We start from the raw sequence: 19472 nt of genomic DNA on the forward strand, positions 1-19472 counted from the left end.
CTTATCAGCATAAGCATAATAGAGGCCGCCTGCGTGAGGCAACCTCTATTATTAAACTCTATTCGTATAGTAGAGGTTTGATCTCATCGGAATCCATATTGTTTTTATCATACCAGTGGAACCCCGTGTCGATGTTCTTTTCAACCGCTTCCCCTTTAATCGCTTGCACAGCTGCCTTCACAGCTTGATAGCCAATACCAATGGGGTCTTGTGTAACAGCGCCAGCCACAACACCACTGCGGATAGCATCCATCAACTGCTTGCCAGAGTCAAAGCCGACGACTACGATCTTACCATTCATTTGCAATTCATTTACTGCATTAGCCACACCTACAGCAGAACCTTCGTTAGAGCCATAGATTCCTTTCAGATCCGGATTTGCCTGCATCATCGCTTTCGCAAGGTCTGTGGACTTTAACTGATCTCCACCCCCATATTGCGGCTCTAACACTTGAATATCCGGATATTTTGCTTTCATTTGTTCCAAGAAGCCATCGCGACGCTGTTGCCCTGTGCTGCTCGTTTGGTCATGTATGACAAGGCCCACTTTACCTTTCTTGCCAATCAGTTCAGCCATTTTATCTGCGGCCAAAGCAGCTGCTGCTTTATTGTTAGTCGCTGCTGTTGCTACAGGGATATCACTGTCTACACCAGAGTCGAAGCCGATGACCGGAATCTTATTTTCCTTTGCCTTTTCTAGATAAGGAATCGCAGACTTGCTGTCTAGTGCGGCTAGCGCAATTGCTGCTGGCTTCTTGTCGAGAGCTGTTTGCAGCATCTCAATTTGTTTATCCACCTGACTCTCATTTTCTGGACCTTCGAAGGTAATCTCAACATCAAACTCCTTAGCAGCTTTCTCCGCTCCTTGCTTTACCGCTTGCCAGAATTGATGCTGGAACCCTTTTGATATGACTGGAATGTATGGTTTGTCTGAACCGGATGCACTCTTGTTACTATCATTGTTGTTACATGCACTCAGCAATGTAGTAACTAATAACAGACAGGCAAGCATGATAAACCCTCTACGACGCAGTTTCATTTGAATCTTCCCCCTCGTCATTTGCTTTGTATATCACTCCGGATGGAGATCATACCAAGTTTATTGCTTACGGCGGCGTAGAATATCAGCGTAAACCGCAATGATGATTACAACACCGACAATGACCGTCCGCCATTCCTGAGCAACAGACATAATCTGCAAGCCATTCGTCAACACACTCATAATCAGTGCGCCAATAATCGTGCCTAGAATAGAACCTACACCTCCACTTAAGGAAGTCCCGCCAATGACCACTGCCGCAATAGCCTCTAGTTCATAACCGGTGCCCAGTGATGGCTGTGCTGAATTCAAACGTGATGCCATCAGGATACCTGCGATTCCGCTAAAGATCCCTGTAATGGAATAGATAATAATCTTCCATTTGACTGTGTTCACACCTGATAAGCGAGTAGCTTCTTCATTACTGCCAAGTGCGAAGTTGTAACGCCCAATAATCGTCTTAGACAAGATTATGCTTGCGATCATACCGAGTAATAAGAAGATAACGATGGTGTTGGGTATACCGGGGATCATTTTACCCATGGCGATCTTGGCAAAGATCGGATCATCGTTGAAATAAATGGGTTTGGCTCCTGTGATGACAAGCGACAAGCCTTTGGTGACCATCATAATCGCCAGAGTGGCGATGAAGGGTGGGATGTTCATCTTCGCCACCATCAAACCGCTGATGAAGCCGCACAGTGCTCCAGCCAGAATCCCACCTACAATGCCTAACGGGACGGGCAGACCCCAGAAGGTAATAATGACTCCAACCATAACAGATGAGAATGTCATTACAGTACCCAGAGCGAGGTCGATGCCACCCGTTATAATAACAAAGGTAGCTCCAAGCGCTAATACTCCGATTACAGCTGTAGAAACTAGAATTCCGACAAGATTTGAGAATTGAAAAAAGTTACTGGAGGATAAAGAGAATACGATGACCAATATGATCAGACTTGCAAATGCCAATAATTTTTGTTTGAATCCGGATTGCCCTCCCGTTTGCTTCATACCCGCTGGCTGACTAATCTCTTTATCCGCGATCTTCATAGTCCTGACACCTCCGGTTAACTCTTGAACAGTTATGAACGTTTCGTCGCATATTTCATAATCGCCTCCTGCGATGCTTCTTCTGCGGGGAGTTCTCCTGTTATACGCCCTTCACACATAATGATAATCCGATGGCTCATTCTTAGAATCTCAGGAAGATCTGAAGAAATGATAATGATCGCCTTCCCTTGACTCGCAAGCTGATCCAGCAGCTTATAAATTTCACTTTTCGCGCCTACATCAATACCTCTTGTGGGCTCATCGAAGATGAGTACATCACAGTCTCTAGTCAACCACTTGCCGATGACCACTTTCTGCTGATTACCCCCGGACAGAAACTTAACCTTTTGACCTACACTTGGAGTTTTGGTGGCTAGCGCTTCAACATGCTGCTCCGCTGAGCTTCGCATCTCCCGCTCCTTCATCCAGCCAAATGAATTACGGAATTTATAAAAGGAGGCAATCGCATTATTCATGCTGATATCCATATCCACAAGCAGTCCGAAACGTTTACGGTCTTCGGACAAATACCCAATACCATGCTGTACCGCTTGATGTGGCTGACGTATACGAACCGATTTTCCATGGAGCATAATTTCACCCTCATCGATGAGATCGGCACCAAATACGGCACGAACAACCTCGGTACGTCCAGCTCCCATTAAACCAGCGAAGCCCAAAATCTCACCTTTATACAGATGAAAGCTAATATCCTTGAACGCATGCCCTCTAGAAAGATTCCGGACTTCTAAGACAACTTGCTGAGTCTGTTTCGCAATCGTTGGTTTCGACGTTTGATATAATTCACGTCCAACCATCATGCTGATGATCTGATCAATCGTTATTGAATCGGTACGAACGGTATCTACATAACAACCATCGCGCATAACTGTAATGCGGTCTGTAATTCGCTTCAATTCATCCATGCGGTGAGAGATATAAATAATTCCCACACCTTTATCTCGTAGCTGCTCAATCATTCGAAATAACTCGTTAATTTCTGTATCTGTTAACGCGGCGGTTGGTTCATCCATGATCAATACCTCGGCTTGGAAAGACAAGGCTTTAGCGATTTCAACCATTTGCTGATTAGCAACGGTCAGGTCTGATACCAAAACTCGGGGATCCAGCTTCAGATTCATTTGATCAAACAGTACCTGAACTTTTCGGTTTATCTCTAAATCATCAACGAACCATTTCAGAGCTTTTCGCGGCTCTCGTCCAATGTAAATGTTCTGGGCGACCGTAAGATGAGGCATTAAATTCAATTCCTGATGGATGATACTAATTCCAAGCTCCTGTGCATCACGGGTATTAACAATCTGCACTTCATTTCCCTTGTACCACATTTGACCAGCATCCTTGGAATAGACACCTGTCGCAATCTTCATAAGGGTAGACTTGCCAGCGCCATTTTCTCCTACTAACGCATGAACTTCCCCACGCTTCAGCTCAAATTGACATTCATTCAAAGCATGAACACCTGGGAAAAACTTGTTGATTCCCTCCATACGAAGCAACACTTCGTTCATTTTGATATCCACCTCAAATTCTTTGAGAATGCATTAACCCTTAAAGTAATCGCTTTCAATCCGGAATGTAAAATCATTGTATTCCCTATAAGTTGCCATTGTAATGGAATAATCTCCGTAAAAAAGTTTAAAATTTTATGTTTTACGCACAAAAAAAGCTGAACCGAGAGCACCTCAGTTCAGCACAAATGTTATACCCTAAAAATCACATGTCTGCGAACCCTCCTACAGGCTTGCGCCATTTCCAGCCACCAATGTGAAGGTCTTAGGAATTCCCTTATCATACACGTCGGAAGATAGATTAGGTTCTTCTACTAATTGGCGGATCACTAGTCCGCTATTAGCTGCTGCGGTTACAATTTCTCCGAGTGTCCAGCGGCGCCAATACACAACACTATGCTCTTGTTCACCTGCTGGTTTACCTGTGGAAGGCAAATACTTGGAATAGGATACCTTTTTCTCTTCCAATGATGAGTCAAAATAATCTCCGTTTACTTTGTGTTTGCGTACCTTCGCAGTAGATCCCTTCGAGGAAATAAGCTTGGTCGTTACCGGATGAAAATCGCGGAGTACAAATACGCCTCCAGGAGAAAGCAATCGGCGAGCTGTTTCCATGAATAGTGTAAGGTTGGTAAAGTAATGAACAATTCCTAACTCCGCGAAGACGATGTCATATGAACCATCAAGGACGTCTTCTGGCAGCTTAAGAATATCTGAGACGATATAGGTTAGTGGTACCCCTGCTTCTTGGGCAAGATCAGCCGCATATCGCGCATTGGCTTCCGAGAAGTCAGCAACCGTTACTTCCGCACCTAGTAATGAGAGTGCCACGGCCTTCATTCCGTTTGAGCCCATTAAATTCATCATTTTCTTCCCCTTCACCTCTCCAAAAAAAGAAAGGAGCGGGTAAAGCTTTGCACTTGGTTCCTTTATTAATTTTGCAGCTGCTTCTGACGGTATACCAAACCGAGTTACCCAAGCGGTATAAGTATCTTCGTTCCATAGCTCTTCGCTTGTTGGCACAGCGTTTTTTTCTGCCTGATTATTTGAATATTGATTCTGCTCTTCCATCCATTGCTACCCCTTTATGTGTAAAATATCTGTTATGAAGCATTCTGAATGGCATCAGCCATCCGGATAGTTTTCCTTCTTCCTGCGTACAAATATACTGCGAGTCCAATCATAACGAGCAGCCCACCTGCCCATTGTAAGGTTGTTAGCTGTTCACCCAAGAGTAAATACGCTAAGATACTGGCACCCACTGGTTCTCCTAAAATGTTCATTGAAACCGTAGTCGCAGATACATATTGTAGTAACCAATTAAACAAAATATGGCCAAACACCGTTGGCACCACTGCTAACAATACAAAGATTCCCCATTCCTTGGCCGGATAATTAAAAAAGGAAATCTCCATGAACAGATTGTATACGGCGAACACGCCAGCGGCTGACAAGAAGACAATCAAGCTATATAAATAAGAGGGCATGCGCACCACTAGCTTTTGACCGATCAGCATATGTACAGCTACCGCGACAGTGCCTCCGACCGATAATAGATCACCTTTAAGATTATCTGCAGAGATTCCAATATCACCCCAGCCGATAAACACGACACCGCCAATTGCAATGCCAAGCCCTAGAATAGCAGACAGAGCTGTCTTTTCCTTATACAAAAAATAAACACCCAGCATAATAAATACAGGCTCCAGCGCCATGATCATTGTTGAACTAGCTACCGAAGTATACTTTAATGATCCCATCCATAGCAAAAAATGCAGCGCAAGCATTGCGCCTGAAAGGATGAGCATTAGCCAGTCTTTTTTACGAAGAGCAAAAGCAGCTCCACTATAGGGTCTTGCAAAAGGCAGCATCAGCAGTGAGGTAAATAATAATCTGTACATGCCTTGTATAGATGCAGGTGCATCAGACCATTTAATAAAAATGGCGGAAAAAGAGATGGCCACAATCCCTATCAACATTAATAGTGGAATCGGAAGTGGCGGTTTTTTAAGTTTCACATGTTACGCGTCCTTTCAATATCTTAAGTCACTTATGTTAATTTAACGCAGACCGTGAAAAAATGCATCTTTTTTCATAAGATTTCACTAAAAAAAGCACAAGCAATGTCATTTCTGACGAAAGCTCATGCTTCTTAAAAGGCTACGGCTTCAGAACAACCTTGATGCAATCTTCTTTTTTCTCACTAAAAACGTCATAGCCATGCTCCGCTTTACTAATTGGCAGGCGATGCGTAATGATATCTGTAGTATCAAATTTATTTTCTTTAATCATCTTATACAGCAACGGCATATAGTGAATCACCGGCGCTTGTCCCATCTTTAATGTGATGTTTCGTTCAAATAGCTGACCCAGCGGGAACATATTGTAATTAAGTCCATAGATCCCTACAAGCTGGATGGTTCCGAATTTACGTACGATATCCGCGGCCATTCTGAATGCACTGAGCGAGCCCCCTTGCAGCTTCAGAACCGTTTCCACTTTCTCCAAGGCAGATATTTTGGCATCTAGACCCACACAGTCAATAACCACATCTGCGCCCCCATGAGTGATCTCCTTCAAATGAGCACCAATGTCCTTGATCTCTTCGAAGTTATAAACTTCAACATTATTGGTCAGCTTCGCATGTTGCAATCGGTAGCCGATATGGTCAACAGCAATGACTCTAGAGGCTCCTTTGATCCAGGCAAACTTTTGAGTTAGCAGTCCCACGGGCCCGCAGCCGAGAACAATGACCGTATCTCCCGGCTTCACTCCCCCGCTTTCTACTCCCCACCAAGCAGTAGGCACAATATCAGATAAGAAAAGAATTTTCTCATCTTCCATTTCTGCATCCTCCGGAACTACAAAAGGCCCAAAATTACCATAAGGTACCCGCAGCAATTCAGCTTGTCCGCCAGCAAAACTGCCATAAGTATCGGAATAACCAAGATAACCGCCTGTGTCCTTGGCGTCATTAGCATTGTCGCATTGGCTCTCCATCTCATGCTGGCAGAAAAAACACTGCCCACAGGCGACATTAAAGGGGATGATGACTCGGTCACCTTTTTTGACTCTAGTTACGTCAGATCCCACTTCCTCAACAATCCCCATCGGCTCATGACCAATAACATAATCATCATGCATACCTGGAATTTCTCCGTTATAAATGTGCAGATCCGAGCCACAAATCGCCGTAGTGGTAATCCGAACAAGAATGTCATCTTTTTTCTCAAGCTTCGGATCAGCTACTTCTTTAACTTCCACTTTTTTCTTCCCTTGGTAGGTTAGTGCTTTCATGCTGTTAATCCGCTCCTTTGAAGATGGTCTAGAGATATAATTTTCATGCCTTTCTATGTTATATCCCTAAGCCCTAACCTCTTATCCATGAAGAAGCGGAGAATACATCATCAGTGCGTAATTATCAGTTACAGCTTCATCTCCAATTAGATCTCCAGATCGGGTATATACTTTTCGACTGATCTTATTACTGCGTATATATCCGCCCCAAGGCTCTAGACTAATCCTATGATCACTTTCGTATACTTCATAATCATAAAGCGCCTGCTCATTGCATCTCCATTCCCCGTGTAAATGGCTATCGTCCAGCCAGAGCTTTAGTTGATACGTTTGAGCGGTGTTATTTTTCAATTGAAGATCCAAATAGTTATAAGAACAGGTCGCCCCGCTTCCAAAAGGTTGTGTACGTTGTTCATCTGGAAATACATCATAGCTGTGACGATGCCGTTCCATAACGGTAAGTGGTGTGTGCAGTGCCATCCAATAGATCAGATTAGACAACTGGCATAAGCCTCCTCCAACCCCGGAATGAAAACCACCATAATGCAGCACCATACCCTCCAGATACCCTTTTCGTTTAGTGGGCTTACCAATACTTCTCCAGTAGGAAAAAGTCTCCCCCGGCTGCACAACAAGTCCATCCAGCTTCGCAATTGCCAGCCGTAAGTTAGTAATTTTATTGTATTGAAGCAGCATATCTACATTCCGAAGACTTCTTAATAACGGGGTAGCATGAGTCATAGCTGCATAAGATAATGTTTCATCCGTACGCTGCTTCGCTATTTTGCTTCGTCCAGTGTACCATTTCAAATATCTTTTCCAAATAAAATATCGTTTGCCAGCAAACAATCTAAGGCGAGAACGCTGAATAGGCTTCATGGCAGCCTGGGGTGTATTCATCTAGAACTGAACCTCGCTTTCAGCTCGTAACTGGGCGAATCTACCTCCAATTATCGCATTATGATGCTTAACGATCTCCCTACTACTCAGAACCCCATTATCAAAGGTGCTATGAGCATCTGAAACCAGTACACTTTTATATCCCATGCTGTATGCGCGTCTTATTGTCGTATCCAGACAGAATTCACTTTGCATCCCACAGATCACCAGATTCGTGATCCCGAGCTTTTGGAGTTCATCTTGCAATTCCGTTCGGTGAAAAGCATCCCAAGTAGGCTTCTCAACGATAACTTCGCCTTCCTGCGGTGTGATGCGGTGACTGATCTGCCAAGTGGGTGTACCTTTTGTGTACTCCTCATCTTCGGTATGTTGAATATACACAATAGGAGTACCTGCTAATCGAGCTTTTTGCTGAAGGGAGACAATCCTGTCCATCACACCCTCTTCATCGTACAGCTTTAGTTCATAGGAGAACATGGCTTCTTGAACATCGATAATTAATAATGCTGTTGATTGTTCCAAATGAATAACCTCCAAGAGCTTTTTTCAAAATCATACCAGAAACTGGGACAGACTATCTACCTACTAGAAGTTACAAATGTTAAAAATAAAAACCGAGCATCTGTAAGCAGATACCCGGACGATTTCATCAATCTTTTATTTGCCACGCTTATTATGCCAGATCAATGCATGCAGCTGTGGAAGTACACGAACCTTGTTCATATCCGAATCCACGATTACTTTATTAAACAACCACTCCAGCCTTCCCAGAAGTCGAGCAGAAATGTTGCCCTCTTCCGTGACATCATCATTACCAGGCTGCAGAAAGAGCTGCACATTCGGATATCGCTGGTGAACGTTTTTCGCATAATCAAAATCATTATCATCAAACACTACGACCTTCAAGCTATGCGTAGAACGACCCAGTTTCTCCATCTTACTCATGATGTTATCTAACATTTCCCAATTCGTTGTCATTCCTGAGCTTGGGGGTTTAGGGCTGATTGTCAGCACATCCACGTCATTGAACCAATCCTGCCATTTACTCCCCTGAGTTTCTATCGCTGCTTTTATTCCACGCTCATGAAGCAGACTGATGAAGGTACCCATTCCTTCACCAATCAAGGCAGGATTACCGCCTGAAATCGTAACACAGTCGAAATTATCGCCAGCTAACGCCAATAATTCATTTATGATTTCTTCTGCTTCCATCATGCGAACCTTATTCTTAGCCGTACCATCCCAAGTAAAAGCGGAGTCACACCAGCCGCAGCGATAATCGCAGCCATAGGTGCGGACAAACATCGTCTTCACTCCAATTACCGCACCTTCGCCTTGAATAGTAGGACCGAATATTTCAATTACAGGAATCTTACTCACAGTCACAGCCTCCATACAAACGGTAGGATGGCCCTTCATCCGGAACATCTTCAGCCAGCACCTCTGCCCAAGAGGTTGGAGTCTCCCATAGCTTTACCGAGTATAAAGGCAACCCTGCTTGCTTAAGCTTGTAGGCAATATATGAAGACATATTCTCCACTGTGGTACGGAAAGACAATAAGGCTACTTTGGAGCCCGTATTCGTTAACGTCTCTAACACAGGTTCATTTCCCATAGCAAGAAAAGCGTGATCTAAACGATCTACTAGGCTTTGTTGTACTGTCATTTTGATATCGCTAAAATCAATGACGAAGCCTTCATCCGAGTGGCCTTCCGCGGCCATAGGTTTGCCCTTAAGCACTACTTCGAGCTTATAAGTATGTCCGTGCAGATTGCTGCATTTCCCTTTGTGTCCCACTAACTGGTGTGCCGCATCGAACGTAAATATTTTGCAGACTGAAACCTCGTTAAGCATTAAGAGCCGGCCTCCATTCTCTCTGCCTCATATTGCTCAAGACCACGCTGACGCAATAGACAGGCTGGACAAGTACCGCAGCCACTGCCAATAATACCGTTGTAACAGGTCAGTGTGTGTTCGCGAACATAATCAAAATACCCCAGTTGATCGGCCATTTTCCACGTTTCTTTTTTATCCAGCCACATTAGGGGAGTGTGGATCGCAAACTCATAGTCCATAGATAAGTTCAGCGTAACATTCAATGATTTCACAAAAACATCACGGCAGTCCGGATAACCGCTAAAGTCCGTTTGGCAAACCCCAGTGACGATATGGGAGTACCCCAGTTGTTTAGCTAATATAGCGGCAAAAGATAAAAACAACAAATTCCGTCCATCGACGAAAGTACTTGGAAGCTCATCCCCTTCCCCAGCCACGATATCTATATCCTGACGGGTAAGTGCATTGGGTGCCAGCTGATTAAGCAGCCCCAGATCAAGAATATGCTGTTTTACATTAAACTTAGCTGCTATCTCTGTTGCAACTTCGATTTCAGCCGCATGACGTTGATTATAGTTGAAGGTAACTACCTGCACTTCCTCATACTGCTGCAATGCCCAAACCAGGCAAGTGGTGCTATCTTGTCCGCCGCTGAATACGACGAGTGCTTTTTTGTTCATATGAATCTCTCCTTATCACAAGTTGGAATTTAGCGGTTGTCCACTTTTTCTGGATAGAGGTCGTGATTGATTAAGCGGTGTTCCGCCATCGCCTCATACTTCGTACCCGGTCTTCCATAGTTGCAATAAGGATCAATTGAAATGCCTCCGCGCGGAGTGAACTTGCCCCATACCTCAATGTAACGCGGATCCATCAGTGAGATCAGTTCATTCATAATAATGTTGACACAGTCCTCATGAAAGTCACCATGGTTGCGGAAGCTAAACAGATACAGCTTTAATGATTTGGATTCCACCATTTTTTGTTCAGGAATATACGAAATATACAGCGTGGCAAAATCCGGCTGACCCGTTACAGGACACAAGCTAGTGAACTCAGGGCAGTTGAATTTAACAAAATAATCACGTCCGGGATGTTTGTTATCAAACACCTCCAGAATGTCTGGATCATAACCAAACTTGTACTGTGTTCCCTGATTACCAAGCAAAGTAACTTCTTGCATTTCCTCTTTCAATCTTCCTTCTGACACGACAAAAAACCCCTCTCTTTTCCTTCGGCCTTGGCCGGTAATGGAAAGAAGAACGAGATTTCGAAAACTTGGCTCCACTAAGAAGAAACGGAAGCAACGTCCGGATAAAGGACAGCAACCGCTTGTACTGTTTAATATATTCTTAGTTTTTTATAGAGGGAGTTCGCGAACCTCTCCTGCACAACTTTAGTGCAGACTTCTTCTTAAAGCATAAAGCATATTGCGTCTTGAACTATACCATGGGTAGCCCGCTCCTGACAAGTTCTACTCTTTACTGTTACCTTATACAGATCAGCAAATCACTCCAGATTAACGTGGATAGACCTGCGTATGTAGAGATTAGGAAGCTCAAAACCAATGCCAATTTGATTGTGGATTTCTTTTTAATGACATGAATTATTCATATGGTTAATTAAGATGCGGCAAAAAAAAGGATTCAAATCCTAAGAAAAGGGTAACTTATTCATAATAATCTTCGAGCTAAGGGTGGGAGCATTTTATGGAACAAAGTATACAGCAGCTTATGGATTGGCTTAACAATCATTTGAATGAAACAATCGCTATTGAAAAGAAAGAACTTCGTGATTTGGATAAAGTTCATTTCAATTTAGAGTCCGTAGATTTCCGGAGTGCAGACGATGTTATTGATGAATATCTTGGAAGTGCACTGATATTAAGAGGTTTCGGCAGCACACTTAACGCCGATGGTGAACTGGTATCCCTGCCACAATCCACTTATGATTTAGCTGTTGAAGGTCTTCAAATCGTAGACTTAGCCGACCGCAAGGCAGAAATAACTACGGACAGAGCTAATTACACCCTTTCAGTAGATTAAACGAACATGATTATGATAAGCAAAAAGAGCCCACAGCGATTGCGGGCTCTTTTTGCTTATCATTTATTCTTCTCCAATGATCTCCACTTCAGTTTCCAGCTCTACACCGAATTTATCCTTCACAGTCGCTCTTACATGGTGGATTAGCCCGATGTAATCACTGGCTGTTGCATTATCTGCATTCACAATAAATCCCGCATGCTTCTTGGATACCTCAGCACCGCCGATTCTTGTACCCTGTAAGCCGCTCTCTTGAATTAACTGACCTGCAAAACGGCCTGGAGGCCGCTTAAATACACTCCCACAGGATGGATACTCAAGCGGTTGCTTCGATTCACGTAAATAAGTTAGTTCATCCATTTTTGCCTTGATCGTTAAAACATCACCGGAAGTCATAGCAAATTTGGCCTCAAGTACAATGTACTCACCGCTTGCGAACACGCTTTTTCTGTAACCCCATTGCAGCTCATCACCTTGCAGAGTTACCAATTGCCCGTTCTTATTTATAGCTAGTGCACTATGCAGGACATCTTTGATCTCACCGCCATAAGCACCTGCGTTCATATAGAGCGCTCCACCAACTGTTCCTGGAATGCCACAGGCGAACTCAAGACCCGTAAGCTCCTTATCAAGTGCATATCTGGAAACATCAATTATTTTGGCACCACATTGCGCATATAAGAGATTGTCGCGAATCCCCATTTCGGTCAGTCCTGCCGTTTGCAGAACGATCCCACGTACACCTCCATCACGGATAATCACATTGGAGCCATTCCCAAGTACCGTAAGGGTTATCCCATTTTGTTCTGCATATGTAACGATCTTTTGAATTTCATCATAAGTAGCTGGTGCAGCCAAAATATCAGCTTTGCCGCCCATTTTAGTGTACACGTGATCTTTTAAATTCTCATGACTTTTCACTTTTCCTGCAGTCATTAGCTGCTCTAGGTCATCTTGAATTTTGTCAATATTCATGTTTTCATGCTCCTTTAACCATGTATAAATGATGGTCCTTGATCTATTTTAAAGAGTTATTATGAAATTGTAGGCAACCACAACTGTAACAACGAACAGGCTCCCTTGTCAATGACGGGAGCCTGTTCGTTGTATGATTTTAGATGATAATTACACAGCTTTATAGGCAGCAAGCTCGTAAGGAAGACACAGTGGCACACCCGTACGTGGATCCGGAACGATATCCGCTTCAATTCCAAACACTTCCCGCAATACATCTGGTGTCATAACCTCAGTAGGTGAGCCTTCGCTAACCACAGTACCGGACTTAATCGCTACCATATGCTGCGCATAACGAGTAGCATGATTCAAATCATGCACGACCATGATGATGGTACGACCTTCTTCCTCATTCAGCTTTTGCAATAGCTGAAGAACTTCGAGCTGATGCGCCATATCTAGGAAGGTTGTAGGCTCGTCAAGGAATAAAATATCTGTTTCTTGAGCTAACGCCATAGCGATCCATGCGCGTTGACGTTGTCCACCTGAGAGACGGTCAATAGGGCGATCATGAAAAGATTCCATGCCCGTAACAGAGATGGCGTTGGAGATGATGTTGCGATCCTCAGCGGTCATCGTGCCAAATCCCTTCTGATGAGGGAAACGACCGTAGCTGACCAGCTCAGATACCGTCAGACCGTCAGGAGCCGTTGGGTTCTGCGGTAGAATCGCTAGCTGCCTAGCAACCTCTTTAGTTGAAAAGTTATGGATCGATTTGCCGTCCAGCATTACGGTGCCACTCTTCGGCTTCATAATCCGGGCCATCGTTTTGAGGATTGTAGATTTACCGGAGCCGTTAGCGCCCACTAGTGCGGTGATTTTTCCCGTAGGGATAGACAAGTTCAATCCTTTAACTATAGTAGCCTCTGCATACCCAATACTTAATTCTTCTGTATTCAAACGTTCTGACATGATCTACAACTCCCTTAAAAGTTTTATGGAGCTATGCTCCTAAGTATGAACTAATTTACGCTTTAGACTTGGCGAGTAAATATAAAAAGTAAGGTGCGCCAATAATCGCAACCACAATGCCAGTCGGAACTTCCGCAGGTTGCAACACCCATCTGCCGATGGTATCAGCGGTAATCATAAGAAGCGCCCCTGTCAAAGCACTAGCAGGCAATAACACCTGATGACGGGGTCCCACGAGCCTGCGAGCCAGGTGTGGTGCTATCAGGCCGACGAAGCCAATACCTCCGCTTACTGCGACGCAGGAGCCGGCAAGCGCTACGGCTGTTACCAGAAGGAGAATACGTTCCTTCTCCACACGCATTCCTAGACCTAATGAAGTATGGTCCCCTAGATTCAATACATTTAGAACCCGGGCTTTATAGAAGGCGAACGGTAACAGAATCGCGATCCAAGGCAGCAAAGCAAGGACGAATCTCCAATCCCCACCCCATATTTTCCCGGCGATCCAAGTAGCTACAAATTGATAATTATTAGGATCAAGCGTAAGTGCCAATACAAGCTGGCAAGCATTGATTCCTGCAGCGACCGCAATCCCGATAAGGATCAGCCTTGTAGGAGACAGACCATCTGCCTTCCGGTAGGCAAGAATATAGATTAAAGCTGCGGTCAGGCCAGCCCCACCAAGCGCTAGGAGAGGCAAGACAAATACCGGAGCTGCTGTTGTAGCCGGAAAGAACGAGATAAAAATGATTACAGCAAAACCTGCACCAGCACTTATGCCCAGCGTAGCCGGTTCGGCGAGTGCATTACGTGCGAGACTTTGTAGAATACAGCCTGATACTGCAAAGCCCGCTCCAACTAACAATGAAATTACGATGCGGGGTAATCTGAAATCAAATAAAATAAGCTTTTGCTGATGTGTTCCATCACCCAGCAGTGTATGTAATACCTCCAGTGGGGATAGACGCATAAACCCTGTATTCATACTGACTATAAACACCACGACGATCAGTATAGCAAGGAGCGATAACACCGTTAGGGCGCGTGTACGGCGTTCTTTTTCATCTGGAGTAAGGGTTATTTTGGGCATTACAGCTCCCCCTTCCGCTTACTCGCTAAATAAATAAAGAAAGGTACGCCGATGATGGCAATTAAGGCTCCTAGCGGTGTCTCATACGGTGCATTTATCATTCTTGCGGCAATATCTGCAAAGATAATCAATAAGCTCCCCAGAACAGCCGAGCAAGGTATAATCCAGCGGTAGTCCACTCCAACGAAATAACGTGTAACATGTGGAATAATTAGTCCTATAAAAGCAATCGGGCCAACCGTTGAAACCGCACTTCCAGCTAAGATAACCACAACAATCATACATGCCAACTGAACTAACCTTGTCCGCTGCCCCAGACCAACCGCAACTTCTCTTCCTAAGCTGAGCAATGTAACGGATCGTGATAACATCATCGCTGCAATTAAGGCCACGGCCACCCAAGGGAATATAATCTTGATCTGAGTCCAGCTAGCTCCCCCCATCCCACCGGCTAACCAGAAGGCTATATCCTGAGATAAGTTGAAAAGAATAGCTACTCCCTGACTAATAGCAACCAATAAAGCACTAACTGCCGAACCTGCTAGTGTCAATCGCAAGGGGGTCAGGCCATTAAAAGAAAGCGAACCGATTCCGAATACGATAAAAGAGGCCACAGCGGCACCGATAAAGCAATACAACATTAGTGAAGTGAATGAGAGTGAGGGTGCAAAAGCAAATACTATTGCCAGCGCTACTCCTGCTCCTGCATTCAAGCCTAACAGCCCTGAATCCGCAAGCGGGTTTCTTGTCATCCCCTGCATGATAGCCCCTGCTACTGCGAAGCAAGCACCGACTAAGGCGCCAGCAATAGCACGTGGAAATCGCAGTTCTCTGATCACCTGATGTTTTTGTAAATCTGGATTGAAATGAAATATAGCTTCCCATACTGTAGCTAACTTGATATCTGCCGCACCCACTGAAACCGAAAGTGCCAATCCGAAGGCAATAGCAGCAAGTCCAAAAATAAGAATACCAATGGCAGCTGCCGGTCGGGTATGTAAAGCTTTTTTGGGTTCATTTTTAATACGATTTGCGAAATCTGAGGGTGAAACCATGGGTTGTCTCCTTATTCAATAGTTACAATGGTTTATATGATAACAACAATCATTCTCATTATCGCAAAAATATTTATGTTGTACAATTGCAGGAACGATTTTTCCGTACTATGGGATTGGTTTATAAAAAAATGGTGCAGATCTTTGTATCCCGAGATACTTGATCTGCACGCCCTTCCCCACCGAAATGATCAGTCTCATTCATGGTGAATTACGACTTTTATTTCACAAGACTTTTTAGCACATCGTCAATGATTTTGCTGCCAGCGTTCGCACCACTGTAAAGCCAGCTGCTTGTTGAGCTCATTTCATGCACATTTCCAGCTTTCACAGCTGGGATGCCCTTCCAAATTGCACTATCTAAGATCTCCGAACCCTCAGTCTTATCACTATTTACAAGGAAAATATGATCTGCAGTCAGCTCAGAAAGCTTCTCTAGCGAGATCGGATTCCAAGTTGCTCTTGTTCCTACTGGGATCTCTGTTACTAAGTTAGGAAGCTTTACGCCAAGGTCTGTATATAATACAGCACCACTGCTGCGGGTTTCGTCTACAATATAGAAGTTTTTTTGCACCAACCATAGAATAGCCGCGGACTCTTGTCCAATAGCTCCTGCAAGCTGTTCTTTCGCAGCCGCTGCTTTAACATCATAATCTTTAATGGCTTTTTCTGCTTCAGGGGTTTTGTTCAAAATCTCACCAATCTTGAGCAAAGATTTGCGCCAATCTTGATTTAGTTCATCCCCAATTACATAAGTGGGTGCAATCTTATTCAACTGATCGTAAATCCCGTTCTGAACAGAAGACTCCGATGGGATGATAATAAGATCCGGAGCAAAGCTGGTTACAGCCTCTAACGGAAGATCGTAACTAATTGTAGGAACATCCTTCAATTCAGTGGCCAGATAATCCTGAACGCCATTTGTAACTGACCATTGAGCTACTGGAGTCACACCCAGAGTTACCAATGAGTCTTCCAAATATGAACCCAGGACGCGCTGTGGATTAGCCGGAATCGTTACTTCATGGCCCATTGAATCTGTTAATGTCTTAGGAGCAGCAGGTGCCTCTGTAGATTCTGCTGTAGGAGCTGTTGTAGGCGCTGTTCCTGCATTTGATGAACTTTCAGCATTATTATTACCACAAGCGGAAAGTAATAGCGTCATCACTATTAGTCCGCTCATTGTCACTTTCATGCTTCCTGATCTTTTTCTGTTAAGCCAAAACATTAAAAACCCTCCTATATGTAACTGCTTTGATATTCAAAGGTGATCTTTACCTCTGCTTCACCTTTAAATGATATTGATTCTCATTCTCTGTGTCAACATATAAATTTCAAATTCTGTGGATTTGCAACAATTTCCTTCATATAAAATACAAAAGAGGTTATATTCCGAACATTCCGGATATAACCTCATCTTTAATCTTCTACTTATTTATTTAAATGATAAGGGACAGTCGCTACTACAACGTCCTTTTGATTCATTAGATACGAGCGGATTAAAAAGCTGGTCTGATTATGAAGCACGGCTTGCCACCAATGTTTGGTAATAAACTGTGGAATCAGAATCGTGATGTGATCCGTCGCAGCTGTCTTCCACTCAACCGTATCGATAAACTTCACTAACGGACGAATGATACTACGATATCTGGAACGAAGTACAATCAGGCGTACGCCTGGATTCCATTCCTCCCACCGTTGCTCCATCTTATGAATGTCTTCTTCATCAAAGCCTACATACACAGCAACAACATTATCTGTTAGAGACTTCGCATAGCTGATGGAATGTAATACGGCACGTGTAACCCCTGCAACAGGAACAACTACAGTACTTCCTTTAATTATAGGTTTATCAGTAGCCGGACATATACGCAGTTGATCCGCAGTGTTCAAATAGTGCTTATGAATACGGTGGAACACGAACATTACAGCAGGTAAGAAAATGAATGCCATCCATACGCTCGAGAATTTAGTAATGATAAATATAAGCGTAATCGTCAATGTAGTCAGCATACCGATGGTATTTACAACAAATCTTTTCACCCATCCAGCAGGTCTTGTTTTGATCCAATGCACCATCATCCCCAGTTGGGATAAGGTAAAAGGAATGAACACGCCTACCGCATAAAGTGGAATCAAACCTTCCGTATTCCCATGGAATGCAGCCACAAGTATGATAGACATAACTCCTAGAAAAATAATCCCGTTTGAGAAGCCCAGGCGGTCACCACGGACCATAAATGCGTGTGGCAGATATTTATCTTTTGCAAACATAAAGGCAAGCAGCGGAAACGCTGAATATGCTGTATTAGCTGCCAAGAACAAAATCACTGCTGTAATCCCTTGAATGAAAAAGTACAATCCGCCACGGCCAAAGGTCGATTCAGCGATCTGAGAGACAACCGTAGCCTTTTCATCTGGCACAATACCATACCAATACGCCAGCACAGTGATTCCGGTAAACATAAAGCCAAGGATAAGTCCCATGATCATTAGCGTCTTGGCTGCATTTTTCTCAGCCGGTGCTTTAAAGTTTGGGATCGCATTAGATACGGCCTCAACCCCCGTTAGGGCTGAACAACCAGAGCTAAACGCTTTTAATAGTAGAAACAAACTTACATTAGATACGGCGCTGCCTATTTCAGGAACATTCGCATGCGCGCCACCCATTGCATATTTAACGATACCGGAGATAATCAGAACAACAATCGAAACCACAAACAAATACACTGGAATTGCGATGAACGAAGCCGATTCAGTCACTCCGCGAAGATTAATGATTGTTAATAGAACGATAACAGATACAGCGATGAGAACAGTATGATTATGAAGACTTGGAAAAGCCGATGTGATCGCATCCGTCCCTGCCGAGGCACTAACCGCTACGGTAAGAATGTAATCCACCAATAATGAACCCCCAGCGAGCAGCCCTGTCGGAATACCAAGATTGCTCTTGGCTACGATATAAGCTCCGCCTCCTTGCGGATAAGCAAAAATCGTCTGCCGATAGGATAAAATCAAGATGGCCAGCAGGCCCAATACGGCTAATGCAATTGGCAGGGAATACCAGATGGCAGTAAACCCGGCAGCCACCAGTACAATCAGAATTTGTTCCGTTCCGTAGGCTACAGACGAGAGCGCATCAGAAGACAGGACAGCCAGTGCTTTAACCTTGGATAACTTTTCATGATCGAGTTCATTCGACTTCATCGGACGTCCGATCAATAGTCGTTTTACCTTGCTTACCATGGTGGATACAGTTCCTTTCTTTGGGAGCTGAAACGGAATTTCCGTGCGCTGTTTTCATTGGTGGATTTCATAAATGCAGACACAAAAATAAGCATACGGAAATGATCCGCATGCTTATGCATGGTCATTTTCCCACCTTGCTTACGAGGTTAGCTGGCGGATTCGGGCTGTGGTTATAGCCCTACGGTACAGGTCTGTTCGACCCGGTTCCGATTCACCCCATTGGCATGAATGCCAAGTTTGGTTCCCCCGTTTTTCCTAAGAAAATTCAGCGCATATTCAACTTCTCACAAGGTCTAATATTAGTCTACAAAGTGCCTACAGTAAAGCGTTGAAAAAAATGAAAAAAGAATGAAAAAACATCCAATAAGCTCAAATATAGCGTCTTATTGGATGCTCTCTTTCATTATCTTCAATTATCCCTCTAGCCCGTGATTTTAATACCTTTT

19 protein-coding genes and 2 riboswitches are annotated in these 19472 nt (G+C 44.0%); of the genes, 1 reads left to right on the plus strand and 18 read right to left on the minus strand.

The genetic code is table 11. From position 1 onward, the window contains the following. Positions 1-58: 58 nt before the first annotated feature. The 12 genes from MKX34_RS16945 to queF all read right to left on the minus strand — a co-directional run bounded on the left by MKX34_RS16945 (position 59) and on the right by queF (position 10841). Entirely contained in the window at positions 59-1039 is a 981-nt protein-coding gene (locus tag MKX34_RS16945) for an ABC transporter substrate-binding protein (RefSeq protein WP_076106765.1), read from the minus strand. A gap of 60 nt (positions 1040-1099) precedes the next feature. Further along, positions 1100-2053: an ABC transporter permease gene (locus MKX34_RS16950; RefSeq protein WP_036687770.1), complete on the minus strand. Its 954-nt coding sequence runs from the start codon at positions 2051-2053 to the stop codon at positions 1100-1102. A gap of 71 nt (positions 2054-2124) precedes the next feature. After that, positions 2125-3624: a sugar ABC transporter ATP-binding protein gene (locus MKX34_RS16955; protein WP_076296596.1), complete on the minus strand. Its 1500-nt coding sequence runs from the start codon at positions 3622-3624 to the stop codon at positions 2125-2127. 225 nt (positions 3625-3849) lie between these two features. Beyond that, positions 3850-4695 carry a class I SAM-dependent methyltransferase gene (locus MKX34_RS16960; RefSeq protein ID WP_076296595.1) on the minus strand — a complete coding sequence of 282 codons (846 nt, stop codon included), beginning with the start codon at positions 4693-4695 and terminating at the stop codon, positions 3850-3852. A gap of 32 nt (positions 4696-4727) precedes the next feature. Beyond that, a complete protein-coding gene (locus tag MKX34_RS16965) occupies positions 4728-5642 on the minus strand; it encodes a DMT family transporter (protein WP_179089292.1) in 915 nt (304 codons plus the stop codon). Positions 5643-5784: 142 nt separating this feature from the next. Then, positions 5785-6921, minus strand: coding sequence for a zinc-dependent alcohol dehydrogenase (locus MKX34_RS16970; protein WP_076296594.1), 1137 nt, complete (start codon positions 6919-6921; stop codon positions 5785-5787). Positions 6922-7002: 81 nt separating this feature from the next. Then, on the minus strand, positions 7003-7821 hold the full coding sequence (locus tag MKX34_RS16975; protein WP_076142194.1) for a VanW family protein: 819 nt from the start codon (positions 7819-7821) through the stop codon (positions 7003-7005). Next, complete coding sequence (locus MKX34_RS16980; protein ID WP_036687540.1) at positions 7822-8343, minus strand: cysteine hydrolase family protein; 522 nt, start codon at positions 8341-8343, stop codon at positions 7822-7824. It lies immediately after the preceding gene. Between the two features lie 135 nt (positions 8344-8478). Beyond that, on the minus strand, positions 8479-9201 hold the full coding sequence (gene queE / locus MKX34_RS16985) for a 7-carboxy-7-deazaguanine synthase QueE (protein WP_076296593.1): 723 nt from the start codon (positions 9199-9201) through the stop codon (positions 8479-8481). After that, positions 9194-9676: a 6-carboxytetrahydropterin synthase gene (locus MKX34_RS16990; RefSeq protein WP_036687544.1), complete on the minus strand. Its 483-nt coding sequence runs from the start codon at positions 9674-9676 to the stop codon at positions 9194-9196. The genes queE and MKX34_RS16990 overlap by 8 nt, the downstream gene beginning before the upstream one ends. Next, the gene (gene queC / locus MKX34_RS16995) at positions 9676-10338 is read right to left on the minus strand and encodes a 7-cyano-7-deazaguanine synthase QueC (RefSeq protein WP_036687545.1); all 663 of its coding nucleotides are present in this window, start codon (positions 10336-10338) and stop codon (positions 9676-9678) included. Before queC ends, MKX34_RS16990 begins: the two co-directional genes overlap by 1 nt. A 29-nt stretch (positions 10339-10367) precedes the next feature. Further along, the gene (gene queF, locus MKX34_RS17000; protein ID WP_038574518.1) at positions 10368-10841 is read right to left on the minus strand and encodes a preQ(1) synthase; all 474 of its coding nucleotides are present in this window, start codon (positions 10839-10841) and stop codon (positions 10368-10370) included. 163 nt (positions 10842-11004) lie between these two features. Next, a riboswitch (PreQ1 riboswitch) is annotated at positions 11005-11048 on the minus strand. 319 nt (positions 11049-11367) lie between these two features. On the opposite strand from queF, the gene MKX34_RS17005 reads away from it, so the two are divergent. Continuing rightward, positions 11368-11703 carry a hypothetical protein gene (locus tag MKX34_RS17005; RefSeq protein ID WP_036687547.1) on the plus strand — a complete coding sequence of 112 codons (336 nt, stop codon included), beginning with the start codon at positions 11368-11370 and terminating at the stop codon, positions 11701-11703. Between the two features lie 63 nt (positions 11704-11766). Here the strand turns inward: MKX34_RS17005 and murB are convergent, their stop codons facing one another. From murB to MKX34_RS17035, 6 genes are all read right to left on the minus strand, one after another. Continuing rightward, complete coding sequence (gene murB / locus MKX34_RS17010) at positions 11767-12678, minus strand: UDP-N-acetylmuramate dehydrogenase (RefSeq protein WP_036687548.1); 912 nt, start codon at positions 12676-12678, stop codon at positions 11767-11769. Positions 12679-12828: 150 nt separating this feature from the next. Next, on the minus strand, positions 12829-13629 hold the full coding sequence (locus tag MKX34_RS17015; protein WP_036687549.1) for an ABC transporter ATP-binding protein: 801 nt from the start codon (positions 13627-13629) through the stop codon (positions 12829-12831). Between the two features lie 55 nt (positions 13630-13684). Next, the gene (locus MKX34_RS17020; protein ID WP_076296592.1) at positions 13685-14719 is read right to left on the minus strand and encodes an iron ABC transporter permease; all 1035 of its coding nucleotides are present in this window, start codon (positions 14717-14719) and stop codon (positions 13685-13687) included. After that, positions 14719-15774, minus strand: a complete 1056-nt coding sequence (locus tag MKX34_RS17025) for an iron ABC transporter permease (RefSeq protein ID WP_076217749.1) — start codon at positions 15772-15774, stop codon at positions 14719-14721. Before MKX34_RS17025 ends, MKX34_RS17020 begins: the two co-directional genes overlap by 1 nt. Before the next feature lie 220 nt (positions 15775-15994). After that, complete coding sequence (locus MKX34_RS17030) at positions 15995-17002, minus strand: iron-hydroxamate ABC transporter substrate-binding protein (protein WP_081383896.1); 1008 nt, start codon at positions 17000-17002, stop codon at positions 15995-15997. Positions 17003-17205: 203 nt separating this feature from the next. Further along, entirely contained in the window at positions 17206-19023 is a 1818-nt protein-coding gene (locus MKX34_RS17035) for an APC family permease (RefSeq protein WP_036687552.1), read from the minus strand. A gap of 124 nt (positions 19024-19147) precedes the next feature. Next, positions 19148-19307: riboswitch (cyclic di-AMP (ydaO/yuaA leader) on the minus strand. Positions 19308-19472: the final 165 nt, after the last annotated feature.

Source organism: Paenibacillus sp. FSL R5-0636, assembly GCF_037974255.1.
Lineage (GTDB): Bacteria > Bacillota > Bacilli > Paenibacillales > Paenibacillaceae > Paenibacillus_AQ > Paenibacillus_AQ odorifer.

What these genes read in the sequence shown, in the direction of transcription:
- MKX34_RS16945 (WP_076106765.1), bottom strand. Translation starts at nt 1,039, where the DNA reads ATGAAACTGCGTCGTAGAGGGTTTATCATGCTTGCCTGTCTGTTATTA.
- MKX34_RS16950 (WP_036687770.1), bottom strand. Translation starts at nt 2,053, where the DNA reads ATGAAGCAAACGGGAGGGCAATCCGGATTCAAACAAAAATTATTGGCA.
- MKX34_RS16955 (WP_076296596.1), bottom strand. Translation starts at nt 3,624, where the DNA reads ATGAACGAAGTGTTGCTTCGTATGGAGGGAATCAACAAGTTTTTCCCA.
- MKX34_RS16960 (WP_076296595.1), bottom strand. Translation starts at nt 4,695, where the DNA reads ATGGAAGAGCAGAATCAATATTCAAATAATCAGGCAGAAAAAAACGCT.
- MKX34_RS16970 (WP_076296594.1), bottom strand. Translation starts at nt 6,921, where the DNA reads ATGAAAGCACTAACCTACCAAGGGAAGAAAAAAGTGGAAGTTAAAGAA.
- MKX34_RS16975 (WP_076142194.1), bottom strand. Translation starts at nt 7,821, where the DNA reads ATGAATACACCCCAGGCTGCCATGAAGCCTATTCAGCGTTCTCGCCTT.
- MKX34_RS16990 (WP_036687544.1), bottom strand. Translation starts at nt 9,676, where the DNA reads ATGCTTAACGAGGTTTCAGTCTGCAAAATATTTACGTTCGATGCGGCA.
- queC (WP_036687545.1), bottom strand. Translation starts at nt 10,338, where the DNA reads ATGAACAAAAAAGCACTCGTCGTATTCAGCGGCGGACAAGATAGCACC.
- queF (WP_038574518.1), bottom strand. Translation starts at nt 10,841, where the DNA reads ATGCAAGAAGTTACTTTGCTTGGTAATCAGGGAACACAGTACAAGTTT.
- MKX34_RS17005 (WP_036687547.1), top strand. Translation starts at nt 11,368, where the DNA reads ATGGAACAAAGTATACAGCAGCTTATGGATTGGCTTAACAATCATTTG.
- murB (WP_036687548.1), bottom strand. Translation starts at nt 12,678, where the DNA reads ATGAATATTGACAAAATTCAAGATGACCTAGAGCAGCTAATGACTGCA.
- MKX34_RS17015 (WP_036687549.1), bottom strand. Translation starts at nt 13,629, where the DNA reads ATGTCAGAACGTTTGAATACAGAAGAATTAAGTATTGGGTATGCAGAG.
- MKX34_RS17020 (WP_076296592.1), bottom strand. Translation starts at nt 14,719, where the DNA reads ATGCCCAAAATAACCCTTACTCCAGATGAAAAAGAACGCCGTACACGC.
- MKX34_RS17025 (WP_076217749.1), bottom strand. Translation starts at nt 15,774, where the DNA reads ATGGTTTCACCCTCAGATTTCGCAAATCGTATTAAAAATGAACCCAAA.
- MKX34_RS17030 (WP_081383896.1), bottom strand. Translation starts at nt 17,002, where the DNA reads ATGTTTTGGCTTAACAGAAAAAGATCAGGAAGCATGAAAGTGACAATG.
- MKX34_RS17035 (WP_036687552.1), bottom strand. Translation starts at nt 19,023, where the DNA reads ATGGTAAGCAAGGTAAAACGACTATTGATCGGACGTCCGATGAAGTCG.